General features: G+C 74.1%; 13 protein-coding genes. 6 read left to right on the top strand and 7 right to left on the bottom strand.

Annotated elements, in window-relative coordinates:
• Positions 1-3: 3 nt before the first annotated feature.
• From PP1_RS22585 to PP1_RS22575, 3 genes are all read right to left on the bottom strand, one after another.
• Positions 4-960, bottom strand: coding sequence for a class I SAM-dependent methyltransferase (locus PP1_RS22585; protein ID WP_010240163.1), 957 nt, complete (start codon positions 958-960; stop codon positions 4-6).
• Positions 961-1,061: 101 nt separating this feature from the next.
• Positions 1,062-1,841 carry an enoyl-CoA hydratase/isomerase family protein gene (locus tag PP1_RS22580; protein ID WP_010240165.1) on the bottom strand — a complete coding sequence of 260 codons (780 nt, stop codon included), beginning with the start codon at positions 1,839-1,841 and terminating at the stop codon, positions 1,062-1,064.
• Between the two features lie 41 nt (positions 1,842-1,882).
• Positions 1,883-2,653: an ABC transporter ATP-binding protein gene (locus PP1_RS22575; protein WP_060576476.1), complete on the bottom strand. Its 771-nt coding sequence runs from the start codon at positions 2,651-2,653 to the stop codon at positions 1,883-1,885.
• An 88-nt stretch (positions 2,654-2,741) separates the two neighbouring features.
• On the opposite strand from PP1_RS22575, the gene glgX reads away from it, so the two are divergent.
• Both glgX and PP1_RS22565 read left to right on the top strand, forming a co-directional pair.
• On the top strand, positions 2,742-4,751 hold the full coding sequence (gene glgX / locus PP1_RS22570) for a glycogen debranching protein GlgX (protein ID WP_010240169.1): 2,010 nt from the start codon (positions 2,742-2,744) through the stop codon (positions 4,749-4,751).
• A 139-nt stretch (positions 4,752-4,890) separates the two neighbouring features.
• Entirely contained in the window at positions 4,891-5,136 is a 246-nt protein-coding gene (locus PP1_RS22565; protein ID WP_060574997.1) for an FmdB family zinc ribbon protein, read from the top strand.
• A 6-nt stretch (positions 5,137-5,142) separates the two neighbouring features.
• Here the strand turns inward: PP1_RS22565 and glgP are convergent, their stop codons facing one another.
• Positions 5,143-7,683, bottom strand: a complete 2,541-nt coding sequence (gene glgP, locus PP1_RS22560; protein WP_010237371.1) for an alpha-glucan family phosphorylase — start codon at positions 7,681-7,683, stop codon at positions 5,143-5,145.
• 73 nt (positions 7,684-7,756) lie between these two features.
• Entirely contained in the window at positions 7,757-8,734 is a 978-nt protein-coding gene (gene fepB / locus PP1_RS22555; RefSeq protein ID WP_033200244.1) for a Fe2+-enterobactin ABC transporter substrate-binding protein, read from the bottom strand.
• 35 nt (positions 8,735-8,769) lie between these two features.
• Here fepB and PP1_RS22550 point away from each other — a divergent pair, with 35 nt between their 5' ends.
• The 3 genes from PP1_RS22550 to PP1_RS22540 all read left to right on the top strand — a co-directional run bounded on the left by PP1_RS22550 (position 8,770) and on the right by PP1_RS22540 (position 12,681).
• Entirely contained in the window at positions 8,770-10,047 is a 1,278-nt protein-coding gene (locus PP1_RS22550; protein ID WP_075314645.1) for an alpha/beta hydrolase-fold protein, read from the top strand.
• Positions 10,044-10,508, top strand: coding sequence for a MarR family winged helix-turn-helix transcriptional regulator (locus tag PP1_RS22545; protein WP_075314647.1), 465 nt, complete (start codon positions 10,044-10,046; stop codon positions 10,506-10,508). Before PP1_RS22550 ends, PP1_RS22545 begins: the two co-directional genes overlap by 4 nt.
• A 181-nt stretch (positions 10,509-10,689) precedes the next feature.
• Positions 10,690-12,681 (top strand): alpha-1,4-glucan--maltose-1-phosphate maltosyltransferase, encoded by a 1,992-nt coding sequence (locus PP1_RS22540; RefSeq protein WP_010231999.1) that lies wholly within the window; start codon positions 10,690-10,692, stop codon positions 12,679-12,681.
• A 9-nt stretch (positions 12,682-12,690) separates the two neighbouring features.
• Here the strand turns inward: PP1_RS22540 and PP1_RS22535 are convergent, their stop codons facing one another.
• Both PP1_RS22535 and treS read right to left on the bottom strand, forming a co-directional pair.
• Positions 12,691-13,497: an alpha/beta fold hydrolase gene (locus tag PP1_RS22535; RefSeq protein ID WP_010232001.1), complete on the bottom strand. Its 807-nt coding sequence runs from the start codon at positions 13,495-13,497 to the stop codon at positions 12,691-12,693.
• Positions 13,498-13,531: 34 nt separating this feature from the next.
• Positions 13,532-15,835 carry a maltose alpha-D-glucosyltransferase gene (gene treS, locus PP1_RS22530; protein WP_010232003.1) on the bottom strand — a complete coding sequence of 768 codons (2,304 nt, stop codon included), beginning with the start codon at positions 15,833-15,835 and terminating at the stop codon, positions 13,532-13,534.
• A 369-nt stretch (positions 15,836-16,204) separates the two neighbouring features.
• On the opposite strand from treS, the gene PP1_RS22525 reads away from it, so the two are divergent.
• Entirely contained in the window at positions 16,205-17,563 is a 1,359-nt protein-coding gene (locus tag PP1_RS22525) for a maltokinase N-terminal cap-like domain-containing protein (RefSeq protein ID WP_010232005.1), read from the top strand.
• Positions 17,564-17,698 lie beyond the last annotated feature (135 nt).

The raw sequence follows: 17,698 nt of genomic DNA, 5'->3' as shown, positions 1-17,698 counted from the left end.
CCGTCATCGCGGCTTGGTGCCGGTGACCAGCGCGTTGTAGAACCAGCTGCGCGGGACCACCCGGGAGAGCAGGTGCTCGTCCACCCAGGACAGCCGCTGCCAGCCGTGGTAGGCGAACATCGCCCAGTTCCAGCCGAGCTTGCCGGGCGGGACGGCGGCCTCGAAGGTCCGCACCGGCCACCCCAGCATCGCCGCGGAGAACTCCTCGGTGGAGGCGCGGACGCCGTCGGCCCCGGCCCGGCGCGCGGTGCGCTCCAGGTCCGCGGGATCGAAGGTGTGGATGTCCACGACGGACTCCAGCGCGGCCGCGCGGGACGACTCGTCGAGCTCGTGCTGCGGGCGCCGCCAGCTCTGCAGTGCGGGGAGCTTCGTGAGGGTCGTCGTGGCCTTCCAGGTCCACTGCCCCAGGGTGCGGGCGTAGGCGTCGCCGACGGTCGTCGGCTCACCGGCGAAGACGAACCGGCCGCCCGGCTCCAGCACGCGCAGGATCTCGCGGAACGCCGCCTCGACGTCCGGGATGTGGTGCAGCACCGCGTGCCCGACGACGAGGTCGAAGCTGTCGTCCGGGAACGGGATGTGCTCGCCGTCGACGACCCGGCCCTCGACGTCGAGGCCCAGCCCCTCGGCGTTGCGGGTGGCGGCCTGCACCATCCCGGGCGAGAGGTCGGTGACGACGCCGCGCTCGGCGACCCCGGCCTGCATGAGGTTGAGCAGGAAGAACCCGGTGCCGCTGCCCAGCTCCAGGGCGCGCAGGTAGGGGCGGCCGTCCCACGGAGCGGCGGCGCGGAACCGTCCGGCGGCGTAGTCGATGCAGCGCTCGTCGTAGCTGATCGACCACTTCTCGTCGTAGGTGCCCGCCTCCCAGTCGTGGTAGAGCACGTTCGCGAGCTTCGGGTCGCGCCAGGCCGCCTCGACCTGCTCGGCGGTGGCGTGCGGGGTGGGCGCCGGGTCCGAACTCATGAGTAGGAGTTTTGCAGAACGGTCCGACGGAAACCGTCGGTGGGCTCGGTCACGGCGCGGGACGCCTCCCCGCCCGGCGGCGCCGGGCGGGGAACGTCGGTTCAGCGTCCCGTGAAGGTGGCCTTCCCCGGGCCGTTCTCCACGAACGACGCCATGCCGGTCGACGCGTCGTCGCTGGCGAACACGCCGGCGAACAGCTCCGACTCGATGTCGAGGCCGGTGCGCAGGTCGGTGTCGAGGCCGTTGTCGATCGCCTTCTTCGCCGCCGCGTAGGCCAGCGCCGGACCGGCCGTGAACTGCGACGCCCACGCCACCGCGCGGGTGTAGACCTCGTCGGCCGGCACGATCTCGTCGACCAGGCCGATCTCCAGCGCCTCCTCCGCCTTCACCATGCGACCGGTGTAGATCAGGTCCTTGGTGCGGCTCGGCCCGATCAGCCGCGCGGCGCGCTGGGTGCCGCCGCCGCCCGGGAAGATGCCGAGCAGGATCTCCGGGAAGCCGAGCTTCACGTTGTCCCCGGCGATCCGCCGGTCCGCGCCGAGCACGACCTCCAGGCCACCGCCCAGGGCGTAGCCGGTCACCGCGGCGACGGTCGGCTTCGGGATCGTCGAGATCGCCCCCAGCCCGGCGGACAGCTTCCGGGCCACCGGCGCCATGTCGGAGTACGACATCGACGCCATCTCCTTGACGTCCGCACCGGCGGCGAAGGTCTTCTCCCCGCCGTACACGACGACGGCGCGCACGTCGGCGCGCGTCGCCGCCTCGTCGGACACCTCCAGCAGCTCACCCTGGATCTGCCGGTTCAGGGCGTTCATCGGCGGCCGGTCGATCCGGATCGTCCCGACGCCGTCGTCCACGGACAGGCTCACGAATTCGGTCACGTCGCGGACCCTAACGTCCCCCGCGCGGGCCGGCGGTGTGATCAGTCCCGGCGGTACGCGGTGTACCGGCCGCCGTTGCGCCGCTCGACGGCCAGCGGCAGCCCGAACGTCTCCGACAGCGGTCCGGAGGTCATCACGTCGTCGAGCAGGCCGGCGGCGACGACCCTGCCGTCGCGCAGCAGCATCCCGTGCGTGTAGTTCGGCGGGATCTCCTCGACGTGGTGCGTGACCAGCACCGACGCCGGCGCGTAGGGGTCGTCGGCCAGGTCGGCGAGGCGTCCGACGAGGTCCTCGCGGCCACCCAGGTCGAGACCCGCGGCGGGTTCGTCGAGCAGCAGCAGCTCCGGGTCGGTCATCAGGGCGCGGGCGATCAGGGTGCGCTTGCGCTCGCCCTCGGACAGCGTCCCGTAGGCGCGGTCACCGAACCCGCCCATCCCGAGCTGCTCCAGGAGGTGGTGCGCGCGGCCGGTGTCGGTGCTCTCGTACTCCTCGTGCCAGCGGCCGAGGACGCCGTAGCCTGCGGAGACGACGACGTCGGCCACCTTCTCGTCCCCGGGGATCCGGACGCCCAGGTTCGCCGAGGTCAGTCCGATCCGCGGGCGCAGCTCGAAGACGTTCACCCGGCCCATCCGCTCGCCCAGGACGTGGACGCGCCCGGCCGTCGGGTGCAGCTCGGCGCCGGCGAGGCGCAGCAGGGTCGTCTTGCCTGCGCCGTTCGGGCCGAGGACGACCCAGCGCTCGTCGAGCTCGACGCGCCAGTCCACGGCGTCGAGCAGGGTGGTGGTGCCGCGGCGGACGGTGGCACCGTCCATCCCGATCACCAGGTCGTCGTCGTCGATCTCTGTGACACCGTTCGCGTGCGGGAGCCCGGGGGAAGACACCCCCCTATCCTGGCCGACCGTGCCTGTCTTCCCGCTCGGTGCCCACCCCGACGACCACGGGACCCGCTTCGCGGTCGCCTCCACCAGCGCAGAGACGGTCGAGGTCTGCCTGGTCGACGGCGTCGACGGCGCACTGACCGAGAGACGGGTCGAGCTGCGCGAGCACACCTTCGGCGTGTGGCACGGGCACGTCCCCGGGGTGAAGCCGGGCCAGCGCTACGGCTTCCGCGCGCACGGCCCCTACCGCCCGTTCGACGGGCTGCGCGCCAACCCGCACAAGATCCTCGTCGACCCGTACGCGAAGCGGGTCACCGGCACCGTCACCGACGTCGTCGCCGCCCGCGGGTGGCACGGCGACCCCATGTCCGGACGGCCGAGCACGGTCGACTCGCTGGGCAGCGTCCCGCTGTCGGTGGTCACCGCCCCCGAGCGGGGATCCCGCCCGGCCCGGCCGGACGTGCCGTGGTCCGACACGGTGATCTCGGAGATCCACGTCAAGGGCTGGACGAAGCTCCACCCGGAGGTCCCGGAGGCGCACCGCGGCACCTACCTCGGGCTGGCGCACCCGGCCGTCATCGCGCAGCTGCAGCGGACCGGGATCACCGCCGTCGAGCTGCTGCCGGTGCAGGCGAGCGCGCCGGAGCCGCCGCTGCTGGAGCGGGGCGCGGCGAACTACTGGGGCTACGCCACCCTCGGGTTCCTCGCTCCGCACCCCGGATACGCGGCCGTGCCCGGCAACGAGACCGCCGAGTTCCGCTACCTGGTCGACACCCTGCACGCGGCCGGGATCGAGGTGATCCTGGACATCGTCCCCAACCACACCTGCGAGGGCGGGGTCGGCGGGACGACGCTGTCCTACCGCGGGCTGGACGCCCCGGCGTACTACTCGCTGGGCGGTTCCGGGCACGACGCCGACATCACCGGCACCGGCAACACCCTCGACGCCGGGTCGCCGACGGTCATCCGGCTGGTCTGCGACGCGATGCGGCACTGGGTGCACGCCTACGGCGTCGACGGCTTCCGGATCGACCTCGCCTCGGTGCTCGGCCGCCCGCGCTCCGGCCCGTTCTCCCCCGACTCGGCACTGCTCACCGCGATCGCGCAGGACCCGACGCTGTCGACCTGCAAGCTGATCGCCGAGCCGTGGGACGCGACCGGTGAGGGCTACCGGGTCGGCGGCTTCGGCGTCGCCTGGTCGGAGTGGAACGGCCGCTACCGCGACGCCGTGCGCGACTTCTGGCGCGGCCACGGCGGCGTCGCCGAGCTGGCGTCGCGGCTGACCGGCAGCTCCGACATCTACGCGCTGTCGGGGCGCCGCCCGTGGGCGTCGGTCAACTTCGTCACCGCGCACGACGGCTTCACCCTGCGCGATCTCGTCTCCTACGAGCGCAAGCACAACGAGGGCAACGGCGAGAACAACCGCGACGGCACCGACGACAACCGCTCGCAGAACCTCGGTGCGGAGGGCGAGACCGACGACGCCGGCATCCGCACCGCCCGGCTCTCGACGGCGCGCGCGATGATGGCGACCCTGCTGCTGTCGATCGGCACCCCGATGATCACCGGCGGCGACGAGCGCTGGCGCACCCAGGGCGGGAACAACAACCCGTACTGCCGCGACGACGAGACGTCGTGGGTGGACTGGACCGGCACCGACGAGACCGCCGCGATGGAGACCTTCACCGCGAAGGTCGCCGCGCTGCGCCGGGAGTCGCCGGTGCTGCACCGCGACCAGTTCTACGTCGACGGCGAGGTCCTCTGGTGGGACCCGTCCGGGCGGCCGATGGAGCCCGAGGACTGGCACGACGGCGGGCGGCGGACCCTCGTGGTGCTGCTCGCCGACTACTGGCTGCTGCTCCTGCACGCCGGTGACGAGCCCGTGGACTGCCTCCTGCCGGACGGGCACGACCTCGATCCGGTCCTCGACTCGACCACGCCCGACGGCGAACCGGCCGACCCGGCCCCGCTCCTGGCCGGATCGACCGTCGTGCTCCCGCCGCGCTCGGTGCGCCTGCTGCGGAGCCGCTGAACCGTTCACCCGCCGAGATGCAGCTCAGCGCTGTGCCCGGGGCTCCCGGGAGCGCTGAGCTGCATCTCGGCGCGGGTGGTCCGGGCACGGACGGTGCTCGGTGGTTCTGCGCGCGGCCCGGGCGGGACATAATCGGCCCATGCCGCGCTACGAGTTCCGCTGCCGGGTCTGCGCCTCCGGCGGCGTGCCGGGAACGTTCGAGGTGGACCGGCCGATGGCCGCGGCCGCGGACCCCGCGCCGTGCCCGCAGGGCCACGCCGACACGGTCAAGCTCCTCTCCACCGTCTCGCTGGGCGGGCGCGCGCCGGGTGGCGGCGCGCCCGCCCCGGTCCCCGCCGGCGGCGGCGGAGGCGGTGGCTGCTGCGGCGGAGGCTGCTGCGGCTGACCGGGCCTACCCCGCCAGCACGATCCGCCCCAGCTCGACGGACGACGCCAGGTGCGGATGGTGCGGCAACACCCGCACCGTGTACCCGGTCAGCCCGGCGTGCGGCAGGGGCACCGCGACCTCCCAGCTGTCGTCGCCGCGGTGCTCCATGGCGACGGTGACGGGTTCGGCGAGCTCGTCGGTGTCGTCCACACGCCCGACGACGGCCTCCACCACCACGTCCGACGGCTCCAGCCCGGCGAGGTCCACGCCCGCGCGCACGGTCATCGGCGATCCCACGACGGGGGTGTCGGGCAGCCCCGAGGCGTCCACGCCGGTGATCCGGACGTGGTTCCAGGCCTTGTTCAGCCGGGCCCGGTACTGCGCGATGTCCCGGGCCGCGGCGTAGTCGTCGGCCGCGGCACCGGCGGCGGCGCGACCGGCCGGGGCGTACCAGTCCTGGACGTACTCGCGCACCATCCGGGTCGCCTGCACCTTCGGGCGGAGCGTGGTGAGCGTGTGCCGCACCATCTCCACCCAGCGGTCCGGGACGCCGTCGGTGCGGTCGTAGAACGCCGGCCCGACCTGGGTGGCGAGCAGCTCGTAGAGCGCGTTGGCCTCCAGGTCGTCGCGCCGCGTGGGGTCCTCGACGCCGTCGGCGGTGGGGATCGCCCAGCCGTTGCGGCCGTCGTAGAACTCCTCCCACCAGCCGTCCCGGATGGACAGGTTGAGCCCGCCGTTGAGCGCCGACTTCATGCCGGACGTGCCGCACGCCTCGAGCGGGCGCAGCGGGTTGTTCAGCCACACGTCGCAGCCCCAGTAGAGGTACCGGGCCATCGACATGTCGTAGTCGGGCAGGAAGACGATCCGGTGCCGGACGCCGGCGTCGTCGGCGAACCGGACGATCTGCTGGATGAGGGCCTTGCCGCCGTCGTCGGCGGGGTGCGACTTGCCGGCGACGATCAGCTGCACCGGGCGGTGCGGGTCGAGCAGCAGCCCGCGCAGCCGGTCCGGGTCGCGCAGCATCAGGGTGAGCCGCTTGTAGGTCGGCACCCGGCGGGCGAACCCGACCGTCAGGACGTCCCGGTCGAAGACGTGGTCGGTCCAGCCCAGCTCCGGCTCGGAGGCGCCGCGTTCCAGCCAGGCCGCGCGGACCCGGCGGCGGACCTCGTCGACCAGCCGGGAACGCAGGGTGTTGCGCAGCGCCCAGAGGTCGGCGTCGGACACCTCGGCGGGCCGCTCCTCGGGCGACCCGATGAGCTCGGTGACCTGGAGGGCCTCCCAGGTGGGGCCGTGCACACCGTTGGTGACCGAGCCGATCGGCACCTCGTCGCGGTCGAAGCCCGCCCACATGCCGCCGAACATCTCCCGGGACACGACGCCGTGCAGCTGCGAGACGCCGTTCGCGCGCTGGGCCAGGCGCAGCCCCATGTGCGCCATGTTGAACGTCTCCGGGTCCTCCTCCGCGCCGAGCGCGAGCAGCCGGTCCGCGGGGAGCCCGGGCAGGAGCCGGTCGGTCAGGTAGTGCCGGACGAGATCGAGGCCGAACCGGTCGATGCCGGCGGGGACGGGGGTGTGCGTGGTGAACACCGTCCCGGCCCGGACGGCCGCGAGCGCCTCGTCGAAGTCGAGGCTCGTACCCGGCGCGGTCGCGGCCGGGGACGCCGGGGAGCCGGTGCACAGCTCACGGATCCGCTCCAGGCCGAGGAACCCGGCGTGGCCCTCGTTCGTGTGGAAGACCTCGGGGGCCGCGTGGCCGGTGGCCCCGCAGAACGCGCGGACCGCCCGGACGCCCCCGACACCGATCAGGATCTCCTGCTGGATCCGGTGGTTCTGGTCGCCGCCGTAGAGCCGGTCGGTGACGCCGCGCAGGTCCGGCTCGTTCTCCTCGATGTCCGTGTCGAGCAGCAGCAGCGGCACCCGTCCGACGCGGGCGAGCCACACCCGGGCGTGCAGCGTGCGGTCGCCGGGCATCGCGACCTCGACGAGCACCGGCGCGCCGTCGGCACCGGCGAGCAGCTGCAGCGGCAGGCCCTGCGGATCGATCGCCGGGTAGTGCTCGAGCTGCCAGCCGTCGAGCGACAGCGACTGGCGGAAGTACCCGGAGCGGTACAGCAGCCCGACGGCGACCAGCGGGACGCCCAGGTCGGAGGCGGCCTTCAGGTGGTCGCCCGCGAGGACGCCGAGCCCGCCGGAGTAGTTGGGCAGCACCTCCGAGACGCCGAACTCCATCGAGAAGTACCCGACGGCGGCGGGCAGGCCGGCGTCCGGGTCCTGCTGGTACCAGCGGGGCTCGGTCAGGTAGCGGTCGAGGTCCTCGGCGAGCTCGGCGACCCGCCCGGCGACGGCGTCGTCGTCGGCGAGCTCGGCGAGCCGGCCGGTCGGGATCTCGCCCAGCAGCCGGACGGGGTCCTGGCCGCAGGCGTCCCACGCGTCGGGGTCGAGCGAGGCGAACAGGTCGCGTGTGGGCGCGTGCCACGTCCACCGCAGGTTCGTGGCCAGGGTCTGCAGCGGTGCGAGCGGACCCGGGAGCTGGGCACGGACGGTGAATCGGCGGAGGGCTCTCACGGCGCGGACCCTAGTGCCGTGACGCCCGTGGCGCGGCAGGCGCTCCGGGGCGCCCGGCCGCCCCCACGCCGCGTCATCCGGCGGAGGCCTCCAGCCGGTCCAGGACGGCGTCGGCGGCGAACCGGTCGAGCCGGAACGACTCCGGGCCCAGCCCGTACACCCGGCCCTCGGTGAAGGCCGGCAGCGTGGCGAGCAGGGGCTGCCGCGCCCGCTGCTGCTCCACCTGCTCGTCGGTGGCGTTGACGACGAACAGCGAGGCGTCGCCGAACTGCCCGGCGTTCTCCTGCGCGACCGGGACGGCGTCCCTGCGCTGCCCCGCGTTCCCGAGCCCGGAGCGGCCGCTCGCCTCGACCGGCCGCAGCCGCAGCCCGAGCTGGGTCAGCAGCTTGCCCTGGGCGGAGTCGGCGGTGAAGACGTTGTAGCCGTCCGGGGTGATGGTCAGCGCGACCGCCTCGCGAGACGTGTCGATCCGCTGCCCCACCTCGGCGGCCCGGGCTGCGAACCCCTGCTCCGCGGCCGCCGCCTCGTCGGCGCGGCCGAGATCGGCGCCGAGCCGGGCCGACAGCTCCTGCCAGGACAGCGAGCTGTGGTCGACGACGCCGGTCGGCGCGATCGCGGACAGCTGCGCGTAGGCCTCGGGGGTGACGGCGTCGGCGCCGACCGCGCTGCCGACGATCACGTCCGGCGACTGCGCGGCGACCGCCTCGACGTCGACGGTCGGGCCGCCGAGCGGGACGGTCCCCTGCTCCACGGCACGCGGGCCCCAGGCCACGAAGAACCCGTTGCCGTCGGCGGTGCCGCCACCGGGGCGGGTGGTGGCCGACGCGATCACCGGCAGGTCCAGGGCGAGCAGGTGCCCGGTCATCGTCACGCTGGCCGACACCACGCGCTGCGGTGACGCGGGGACCTCGGCGGTGCCCAGCGCGTGGGTGACGGTGCGGGTGCCCGGGTCGGTGCCCGCCACCGACCCCCCGGACGGCGACGAGCACCCGGCCACGAGCCCGAGCACGACGGCCAGCAGCAGCACCGCTCGGTGTGAAGCTTGCTTCATTGCCAGTACTATTAGGCAAGCCTAATCTGCCGTCAATGTTCCCCACGCCACCCGGTGTCCCGCCGGAGCTCGCGGTCCCGCCGCAGGTCCCCCGCCCGGCCCCACCGGAGCGGCTGCCGGCGGACCGCTGCCCCGCGGTCGCCCGGCTGCTGCGCGACGGCGACCGGGACGCCTTCCTCGCGCACGTCCGCCGGGCGGGCACCCCGCTGGTCGACGACCTCGGCGACGGCACGTGCGCGGTCACCTTCGTCGTCCCGGACCGGGCCGGGACGGCCGAGGTGCACGTGCTGCCGAACAAGCTCGCCGACGCCGCGCACCCTGCGGCGACCGCGGCGGAACGGCTGCCCGGGGCGTGGGTCCTGACCCTGCGGATGCCGCGGGACTGGCGGGCGGGCTACGGCGTCGCCGAGCTCCCGGAGCGCCCGGCCGGGACGGGCCCGGCACCGGACGGTGGCCGCCGGGCCCGGGCGCTGGCCGCCGTCCCCGGGCACCGGCGCCCCGCGGTGGCGCAGTTCCTCGACGTCCAGGCGGCCGCCCGCCCGGACCCGCTCGCCCGCGAGCACCTGGTCGACGGGACCTCGGTCGCCTCGCTGCCCGGCGCCCCGGCACCGCCCCGGCCCGGCGGGCCGCGGGGAACGGTGCTGCACGGCGACCTCGGCGGCCGGCCGGTCTGGCTGCACGACCCGGCGGGCACCGACCCGGGCGAGCCGCTGCCGGTCGTCGTCCTGACGGACGGGCACCACCGGCTCGCCGACGGCCTCCCCGCGGTGCTCGACGGCGCGGTCGCCGCCGCGGCGCTGCCACCGGTGCGCACCGTCGGCGTCGCGGCCCGGCCCGGCGACGGCCGGACCCGGGAGCTGGGCTGCGATCCCGGTTTCACAGCCTTCCTGGCCGAGGACGTGCTCGGGTGGGCGGCCGGGCACCGGGCACTCACCGTCGACCCGGCGCGCACCGTCGTCGCCGGGCAGAGCCTGGGCGGGCTGACCGCCGTGTACGCCACCCAGGCCGCGCCCGACCGGTTCGGTCTCGCCCTCAGCCAGTCCGGCTCGTTCTGGTGGCCGAACACGCACGACGACCGCGAGTGGCTGACCTCGGTGCTCCCGTCGGGGCCGCGGACGCACGGCGTGCTGCTGGAGGTCGGCTCCGAGGAGTGGGTGCTGCGCGATGCGACCCGGCGGGTCGCGGACGTCCTCGCGGCCCGCGGCGACCTCGCCGGCCTGCACGAGTTCCGCGGCGGGCACGATCCGGCATGCTGGCGCGCCGGGCTGGTCCCGGCGCTCGGGACACTGCTCCACGGGAGGGACGACCGGTGAGCCGATCAACGAGCACCCCGCCGTCCGCCGGGGACGCCCCCGACCCGACCGGGCGCCGCGCCGGGGAGGCGGTGCTCCTGGCCGCGGGCCGGCTCACCGCGATGCTCGACGCCGCCTGCGCCGACGAGGACCTCACCCCGCTGCAGGCCCGCTACCTGCGCACGCTGCGCGATCCGCTTCCCCAGGGCGAGCTCGCGGACCGGCTCGGCGTCGACCCGGCGCGGGTGTCGGGACTCGCCCGCGACCTCGGCCACCGCGGCCTGGTCGAGCGGGTCCCCGGCGGCGACCGGCGCCAGCGGCTCGCCCGCCTCACCCCCGAGGGCGAGGACGCCGTGCACCGGATCGGGGCGCGCCTCGCCGCGCGGTCGCCGATGAACCGGGAGTTCGACCGCGCCGAGCGCGAGACCCTGATCGCCCTGCTGGACCGGATCGTCTCCGCACTGCCGGGACCGGGCGCCTGACCGGCCCGCACGGTCCGGCCACCATCCGGTCACGAACGGCTACTGAACCGATGCCGAACTGCGGTGTCGGGGCCGTGTCCCGCCGCGCCCGGACTGGACCGGATGGGTACGGTTGTCCCGCGCGCCACACAGGTCCCGGTGTGCACAATCCGATCGACGAGGAACCCGGGGGTGACGTCCGATGACGGGGCGGCTCGGAATCGATGACGTGACTCCGTTCGTGGAGACCGGCGACCCGTCCAAGGCCGTCGTCGGCGAGGTCGTGCCGATCCGCGCGAACGTCTGGCGCGAGGGTCACGACGCGGTCGCCGCCAACGTCGTCTTCACCCCGCTCGGGGCGGACGGGACCCCCGGCGAGTCCCGCTACGTGCGGATGCGCCCCGAGGGTGTCGGCACCGACCGGTTCGTCGCGTGGGTCTCCCCCGACGCGGAGGGCCGCTGGACGTTCCGGGTCGACGCGTGGAGCGACCCGTGGTCGACGTGGCGCTCGGGCGTCGAGAAGAAGATCGAGGCCGGGCAGTCCGCCGACGAGCTCGCCAACGACCTCGAGATCGGCGCCCGGCTGCTGTCCCGGGTGGGCCGCCGTCCGTCCGAGAAGGACAGCCGCGACCTGCTCCTCGGTGCGGCGAACACGCTCCGGGACACCGCGCTGCCGCTGCGGACCCGGGTCGCGCCCGCGCTGTTCGACGCCGTCGCGAAGATCATGGCCGAGCGCCCGGTGCGGGAACTGATCACCCGCGGACCGGAGCGTGAGATCCACGTCGACCGGCGTCGTGCGCTCTACGGCTCCTGGTACGAGTTCTTCCCCCGCTCCACCGGGGGCCGCGACGAGACCGGGCGGCCGGTGCACGGCACGTTCGCGACGTCGTCCAAGGAGCTGGACCGGGTGGCGCGGATGGGCTTCGACGTCGCCTACCTGCCGCCGATCCATCCGGTCGGCACGGTGCATCGCAAGGGGCGCAACAACTCCGTGCACGCCGAGCCGGGTGACGTCGGCTCGCCGTGGGCGATCGGCTCCGCCGCGGGCGGGCACGACGCCATCGATCCCGAGCTCGGCGACTTCGACGACTTCGACGCGTTCGTCGCCCGTGCCGGGGAGCTCGGGCTGGAGGTCGCGCTGGACCTGGCGCTGCAGTGCGCGCCGGACCACCCGTGGGTCACCGAGCACCCGGAGTGGTTCACCGTGCGTCCCGACGGGACGATCGCCTACGCGGAGAACCCGCCGAAGCGCTACCAGGACATCTACCCGCTGAACTTCGACCGCGACCCGGACGGCATCTACGCCGAGTGCCTGCGCGTGGTGCTGACGTGGGTCGAGCACGGGGTGACGATCTTCCGGGTCGACAACCCGCACACCAAGCCGCCGAACTTCTGGCACTGGCTGATCTGGGAGGTCAAGCGGCAGCACCCGGACGTGCTGTTCCTGGCCGAGGCCTTCACCCGCCCGGCCCGGCTGTTCGGCCTCGCCCGGCTGGGCTTCACCCAGTCCTACTCCTACTTCACCTGGCGCACGGAGAAGGAGGAGCTGGCCGACTTCGCGACGATGCACGCCGAGCACGCCGACGAGTGCCGTCCCAACGTCTTCACCAACACCCCGGACATCCTGCACGAGTCGCTCCAGACCGGCGGGCCCGCGATGTTCGCCATCCGGGCGACGCTCGCCGCGACGATGTCGCCGACCTGGGGTGTCTACTCCGGATTCGAGCTGTACGAGGGCACCCCGGTGAAGCCGGGCAGCGAGGAGTACCTCGACTCGGAGAAGTACGAGCTGCGCCCGCGCGACTTCGAGTCCGCGCTCAACCAGGGCCGCTCGCTGGAGCCCTACCTGACCCGGCTCAACGAGATCCGGCGCGCGCACCCGTCGTTGCAGCAGCTGCGCGAGGTGCACTTCCACGAGATCGACAACGAGCAGCTCATCGCCTACTCGCGGCTCGACCCGGCCACCGGCGACCAGGTGCTGGTCGTCTGCACGCTCGACTCGTTCTCCCCGCAGCAGGGCACGATCAAGCTGGACATGCCGGCGCTGGGCCTGGACTACGCCGACGTGGTCGACGTGCACGACGAGATCTCCGGCGAGACCTACCGCTGGGGCGAGTACAACTTCGTCCGGCTGGTCCCGGGTGAGCACGTCGCGCACGTGCTGCGGCTGCCGTCGCAGGTGCCGCTGGTCTGAGCCCCGGGCTCAGGCCAGGAAGTCCAGCAACGCCCGGTTCGTCGCCGCCGGCTGCTCGAGGTAGCCGTAGTGGCCGGCGTCGGGGATCTCGGCGTAGCGGGCCCCGGGGACGGCGGCGGCGACCTCCCGGCTCAGCCGCGGCGGGATCGCCCGGTCGTCCGCGAACGCGAGCACCAGCGCCGGGACCGCGATCCCGCGGTAGGCGGCGGTGCGGTCGCCGAGGTCGAGCGAGACCTGCAGCTGGGCGCGGTGGCCCGGTGACACGGTGGACCCGCCGAAACCGATGATGTCCAGCCAGTCCCGGGCGGCGCGCTCGTCGTCGAGGGTCGCCGGGGACAGGTTGTGCGTCGCCTGCACCGCCGCCCACAGCTCGGCGGGCAGCGTGACACCGGCGTCGGCGGCCGCGACCGTCCCGGCGGTCCATGCCTGCTGCACCGGCGTCAGGCGGGCGTGCGCGGCGAGGGCCGCGACCCGGCTCACCAGGTCCGGGCGCGCCAGCGCCAGCTCCAGGACGACGCGGGACCCCAGCGAGGTCCCGACGACCGCGGCCGGTCCCGCCCCGAGGTGCTCGACCAGTGCGGCCACGTCGGCGGCCATGTCGTCGACGGTGAACCCGGCCGCGCACTCGTCGGTGGGCGGGATCCCCCGGTTGTCCAGGGTCACCGGCCGCAGGCCCGCGTTCCGGAGTGCGGGCACCTGGTGCACGTCCCAGACCCGGCCCGGGCTGCCGGTGCCCATCACGAGCACGACGGGCGGGCCGTCACCGCCGTGGTCGGTGTAGGACAGCCGGATGCCGTTGAGCGTCGCGATCGTCACCGGTCCATCGTGGCCGACCGCCCCGGCGGGCCGGTCACGCGGTCGCGGCGTCGTCCTCGCCGGCCGGTGGCTCCAGCACGACCGCCGTCGCCCGGTACGGCGTGAGGTCGATCCGGAAGACCTGCAGGTCGTCGACCGTGCCGACGGTCTCCCCGGAGAACAGGTCCACCACCGTCGAACCCGGTGCGAGGTGCTCGGACCGCACGGCCGCGTCGACGTGCTCGTCGGCGAAGTTCAGCACCGTCACCTGGGTCCGGCCGTCGTCGAGCTCGTGCACCATCACGAGCAGCCCGCGGTGCGAGACGTCGGGGACGTCGACCTGCCGCGCCGTCGCCACCCCGCTGTGCTTGCGGACCGCCAGGATCGCCTGCATCTGCCGGGCGAAGCTGGTCTCGTCGGCGAGCTGCTCGGGCAGGCTGCCGTAGAGGCTGCGGCCCCGCGGCATCCCCGACGACGACCGGTCGGCGTCCGGCCGGTCCCCCATCAGGTCGTGCGCCGGTCGCGAGATCCACCGGGTGTCACCGGACGCCAGCAGGTCGGCCACCTGCTCGGGCGGCAGTGTCAGCATGCCGAGCAGGTCCCAGCCCGACAGCGCGAACACACCGGGCTGGAACGCGTTGAACATGACCAGCAGCAGGTGCACGCGGCGGATGCGCTCGACGTCGTCCTGGCCGATGTCGTCGAGCGCCGAGATGCCGAGCGCGGCGGCGATGACGGTCGCGCTGGTGCAGGCGATGCCGTTCGTCGTGAAGATCAGGTTGTAGGGCGCGCCGGCGCCGGTGAGGTGCTCGCACAGGTCCCGGCGGATCGTGTCCGCCAGCTCGCCCCCGGTGATCTCCTCGCCGCGGAACGGGAACAGGTCGTCGGTGTGCCCGGCGGTCCAGTGCACGAGCTCGTAGGTCAGCTCGTCGTGGTTCTGCAGCGCGTGCACCAGCGACGCCGGGTCCACGCCCAGGTCCAGCGCGGTGCGCAGGGTGAGCCGGAGGAACTCGGTGTCCGACGTGGCCAGTGCGTGGTGGTAGGCGGGCCGGTTGATGAAGTCGTAGGACAGGTCCGCTCCGGCCTCGGAGGTGACCTTGATGTCGTCGACGGTGAGGTTCAGCTCCTGGAAGGTGAACCCGCCGACCTTGCGGACCATCGACGCGATGAGGTGGTTCGCCGCCTCCGACAGCGGGTGCCCCTCGGACCAGCCCGGCATCCCGCCGCCCGCCTTCTCGACGCCGAGGAACCCGTTGGCGTCGAGCCGCAACGCGCCGGAGCCGAGGTCGGCCAGCGAGTGCAGGGCGTCGCCGATGACCATCCGCATCCCGGCGAAGGTCGGGTCCAGCCAGTTCACCGACGGCTGGCCGTCCTTGAAGTAGTGCAGGTAGACCCACCGCCGGACGACGCCGTCGACCCCGGTGACCTCGGCCGTCGCCGACCAGTTGGTCTCCTTCACACCCTCCCGGTAGAAGATCACCCGCTGCAGCCGGCCGACGATGTAGCCGGCCTTCTCCAGCGCCTCCTCGGTGGCGGCGTCGAGGTTCACCGAGTCGCGGCCGGGCGGGACCTCGGGCAGCATCCCCCAGTCACCCGGCTCGATCTCGACCATGTGGTAGACGCCGGGGTAGTCGCCGTAGGCGATCTCGGCGAGCCGGAAGTCCGGGCCCTTGCCGGTGTGGCCGGGCACGACGTCGTCGATGATCGTGCCGCCGTGCCAGGTCGCGGTGGCGCACATGGCCCGGAACTCGTCCTCGGTGCCGAAGACCGGGTCGATCTCGTTGGAGATCCGGTCGAAGTGCCCGTCGACGCTCGGGGTCGGCTGCCAGCCGGACAGCCCGCCGGCGCGCTTCACCGGTCCGGTGTGGACGCCCTCGATGCCGATCGTCTCGAACGCCTGCCACAGCTCGGTGTCGCCGAGCGCGCCGAGGAACGACACGCCCTCCGGCGTGATCAGCGAGATCGGGTAGGCGGTGAACCACACCGACGCCGTCTCCACCGCGCCGCGCGGGCCGGGGCTGGCGAACGGGTTCTGCCACATCGAGCCCTGCCCGGAGAACTGGCGGGCGAGCTCGTCGGCGTGGCCGAGCATCGACTGGGCGAGCAGCCACGAGACGTAGACCGGGTTCTCGCCGGAGGCCGGGCCGTCCTGGGAGACCGACCGGCGGCGCACGGTCGAGCGGACCCGGGCACGGTGACGCAGGGTCCGGGGCCGCGCCTCGTGGTAGTACTCGGCGAAGTTGACCTCCGGCGGCGTGTGCTCGCCGTCGTGGGTGTCCGCTCCGGACGGCGCGGGGCCGCCCGGTTCCGTCGTGGACGCGTCGGCCTGGGTCTCGGCCATCGGCTCTCGCTCGGTCACGCCGCCGGTCCTCCGGGTCGGTTCGTGGTCGGTTGGATCGGGCCGGGCCGGGTCCGCCCGGGGGCCCGGGTACCCGCGACCGGACGGCGCTCGCGGGCGTGCGGCACCGTCGCGGAGGCACCGGGCACCGCGTTCAGTATGGGTTTCCGGGCACGGGTGTGCCGGGCGGAAGGAAGCGTCGCGAATCGGTGACCACCCGTGACCAACGGGTGGTCGTTCCGACACGGACCGTACCAGCGGGCCGGGTCCGCGCCCGGCCCGGACCGCCCGGCCCGGATAGGGTCCCCGGGGCCGGCCGGTGCAGGTGTGCACCGCCGGTGCAGCGGGAAGACGGCCGGGCGAGCGACACCGGCGTGGAGGGGGACGAACGTGGGTCCGACCGGAGCATCCGAGCACGTCGAGGCGCTTCCCCGGCTGCTGCGGGACTGGCTGCCCGGGCGCCGGTGGTTCGCCGAGAAGGGCCGTCCGCTGGAGGGGGTGCGGATCGCCTCCCGGACCGCGCTGCCCGCACCGGAGGGCCTGCACGGCCTGGAGGTCGTCGTCCTCGCGGTGTCCTTCGCCGACGGCCCGGACCGGCACTACCAGCTGCACCTGGCACGCGCCGGGGCGGCGCCGGTCGGCGCCGACGAGATCGGCACCGTCGGCGGCGAGGTCCTCTACGACGGCCTGTACGACCCGGCCGTGACCGGCTGGATCCTGCGCGCGATCGCCGGGGGCACCTCGACCGGCGGGCTGGCCTTCGTCCCCGAGCCCGACGCGGTGCTGCCGCTGACCGAGACCGGCCGGGTCGTCGACGCGGAGCAGTCCAACACGTCCGTCCGCTGGGGCGACCGCTCCATCCTCAAGGTCTACCGGCGGCTGTCCCCCGGGCTCAATCCGGACCTGGAGCTGCACCGCGCGCTGCGGGCCGCCGGATCGGGGTCCGTCGCGGCGCTGCAGGGCGGGATCGAGGGCGCGCTCGACGGCGAGCCCGCCACCTACGGCCTGCTGCAGGAGTTCGCGTCCGGCTCCGAGGACGGCTGGGAGCGGGCCACCGACGCCGTCCGCGACGGGACCGACTTCACCGGTGAGGCCCGCGCGCTCGGCGAGGCGCTCGCCGACATCCATCTCGCACTGCGCGCCGAGCTGGGGACCTCGGAGGCCGATCCGGCCGGGATGGCCGCACACTGGACGTCGCGTCTGGACGCCGTGGCGACCCAGGTCCCCGTCCTCGCCCCGCACGTGCCCGCGATCCGCGCCGTCTACGACGAGGTCGCGGCGCTCGACTCGCCGGTCGTCGTGCAGCGGGTGCACGGCGACCTCCACCTCGGTCAGACCCTCCGCCGCCCCGGCGGCAGCTGGCTCGTCATCGACTTCGAGGGCGAGCCCTCGGCCACCGCGCAGGAGCGGCGCGCTCCGGACGCGGCCGTCCGGGACGTCGTCGGGATGCTGTTCTCCTTCGAGTACGCGGCCTTCCACCACCTCCTGACCCGCTCCGACACGCCCGGCGGAGGTCTCGGTTCGGACACTCCCGAGGCACGAGCGGCACACGGCTGGTCGGCCCGGAACCGGGACGCGTTCTGCGCCGGGTACGCCGCGCGGACCGGCACCGATCCGCGCGAGCAGGACGCGCTGCTGCGCGCCTACGAGCTGGACAAGGCCGTCTACCAGGTGCTCTACGAGACCCGCAGCCGTCCGACCTGGCTGCCGATCCCGCTGACCGCTGTCGCCCGGAGCACGTCGCTGTAGCATGCGACCCGGCATCGCGTAACCCGGTAGCCACCGGACCTTCCCGATCCCGTCGCCCGGGCAACGCCCGACCCACCGGGCGCCGCACCGCGGGATCGTGGAATCCTCCCGAGCAGGAGGATCGACCATGACACG

It is taken from the genome of Pseudonocardia sp. P1, from assembly GCF_000178675.2.
Lineage (GTDB): Bacteria > Actinomycetota > Actinomycetes > Mycobacteriales > Pseudonocardiaceae > Pseudonocardia.
The sequence above is the reverse complement of the archived record's forward strand: the minus strand, read 5'-3'. Positions and strand labels throughout refer to the sequence as shown.

What these genes read in the sequence shown, in the direction of transcription:
- fepB (WP_033200244.1), bottom strand. Translation starts at nt 8,734, where the DNA reads ATGAAGCAAGCTTCACACCGAGCGGTGCTGCTGCTGGCCGTCGTGCTC.
- PP1_RS22550 (WP_075314645.1), top strand. Translation starts at nt 8,770, where the DNA reads ATGTTCCCCACGCCACCCGGTGTCCCGCCGGAGCTCGCGGTCCCGCCG.
- PP1_RS22565 (WP_060574997.1), top strand. Translation starts at nt 4,891, where the DNA reads ATGCCGCGCTACGAGTTCCGCTGCCGGGTCTGCGCCTCCGGCGGCGTG.
- PP1_RS22585 (WP_010240163.1), bottom strand. Translation starts at nt 960, where the DNA reads ATGAGTTCGGACCCGGCGCCCACCCCGCACGCCACCGCCGAGCAGGTC.
- PP1_RS22575 (WP_060576476.1), bottom strand. Translation starts at nt 2,653, where the DNA reads ATGGACGGTGCCACCGTCCGCCGCGGCACCACCACCCTGCTCGACGCC.
- PP1_RS22540 (WP_010231999.1), top strand. Translation starts at nt 10,690, where the DNA reads ATGACGGGGCGGCTCGGAATCGATGACGTGACTCCGTTCGTGGAGACC.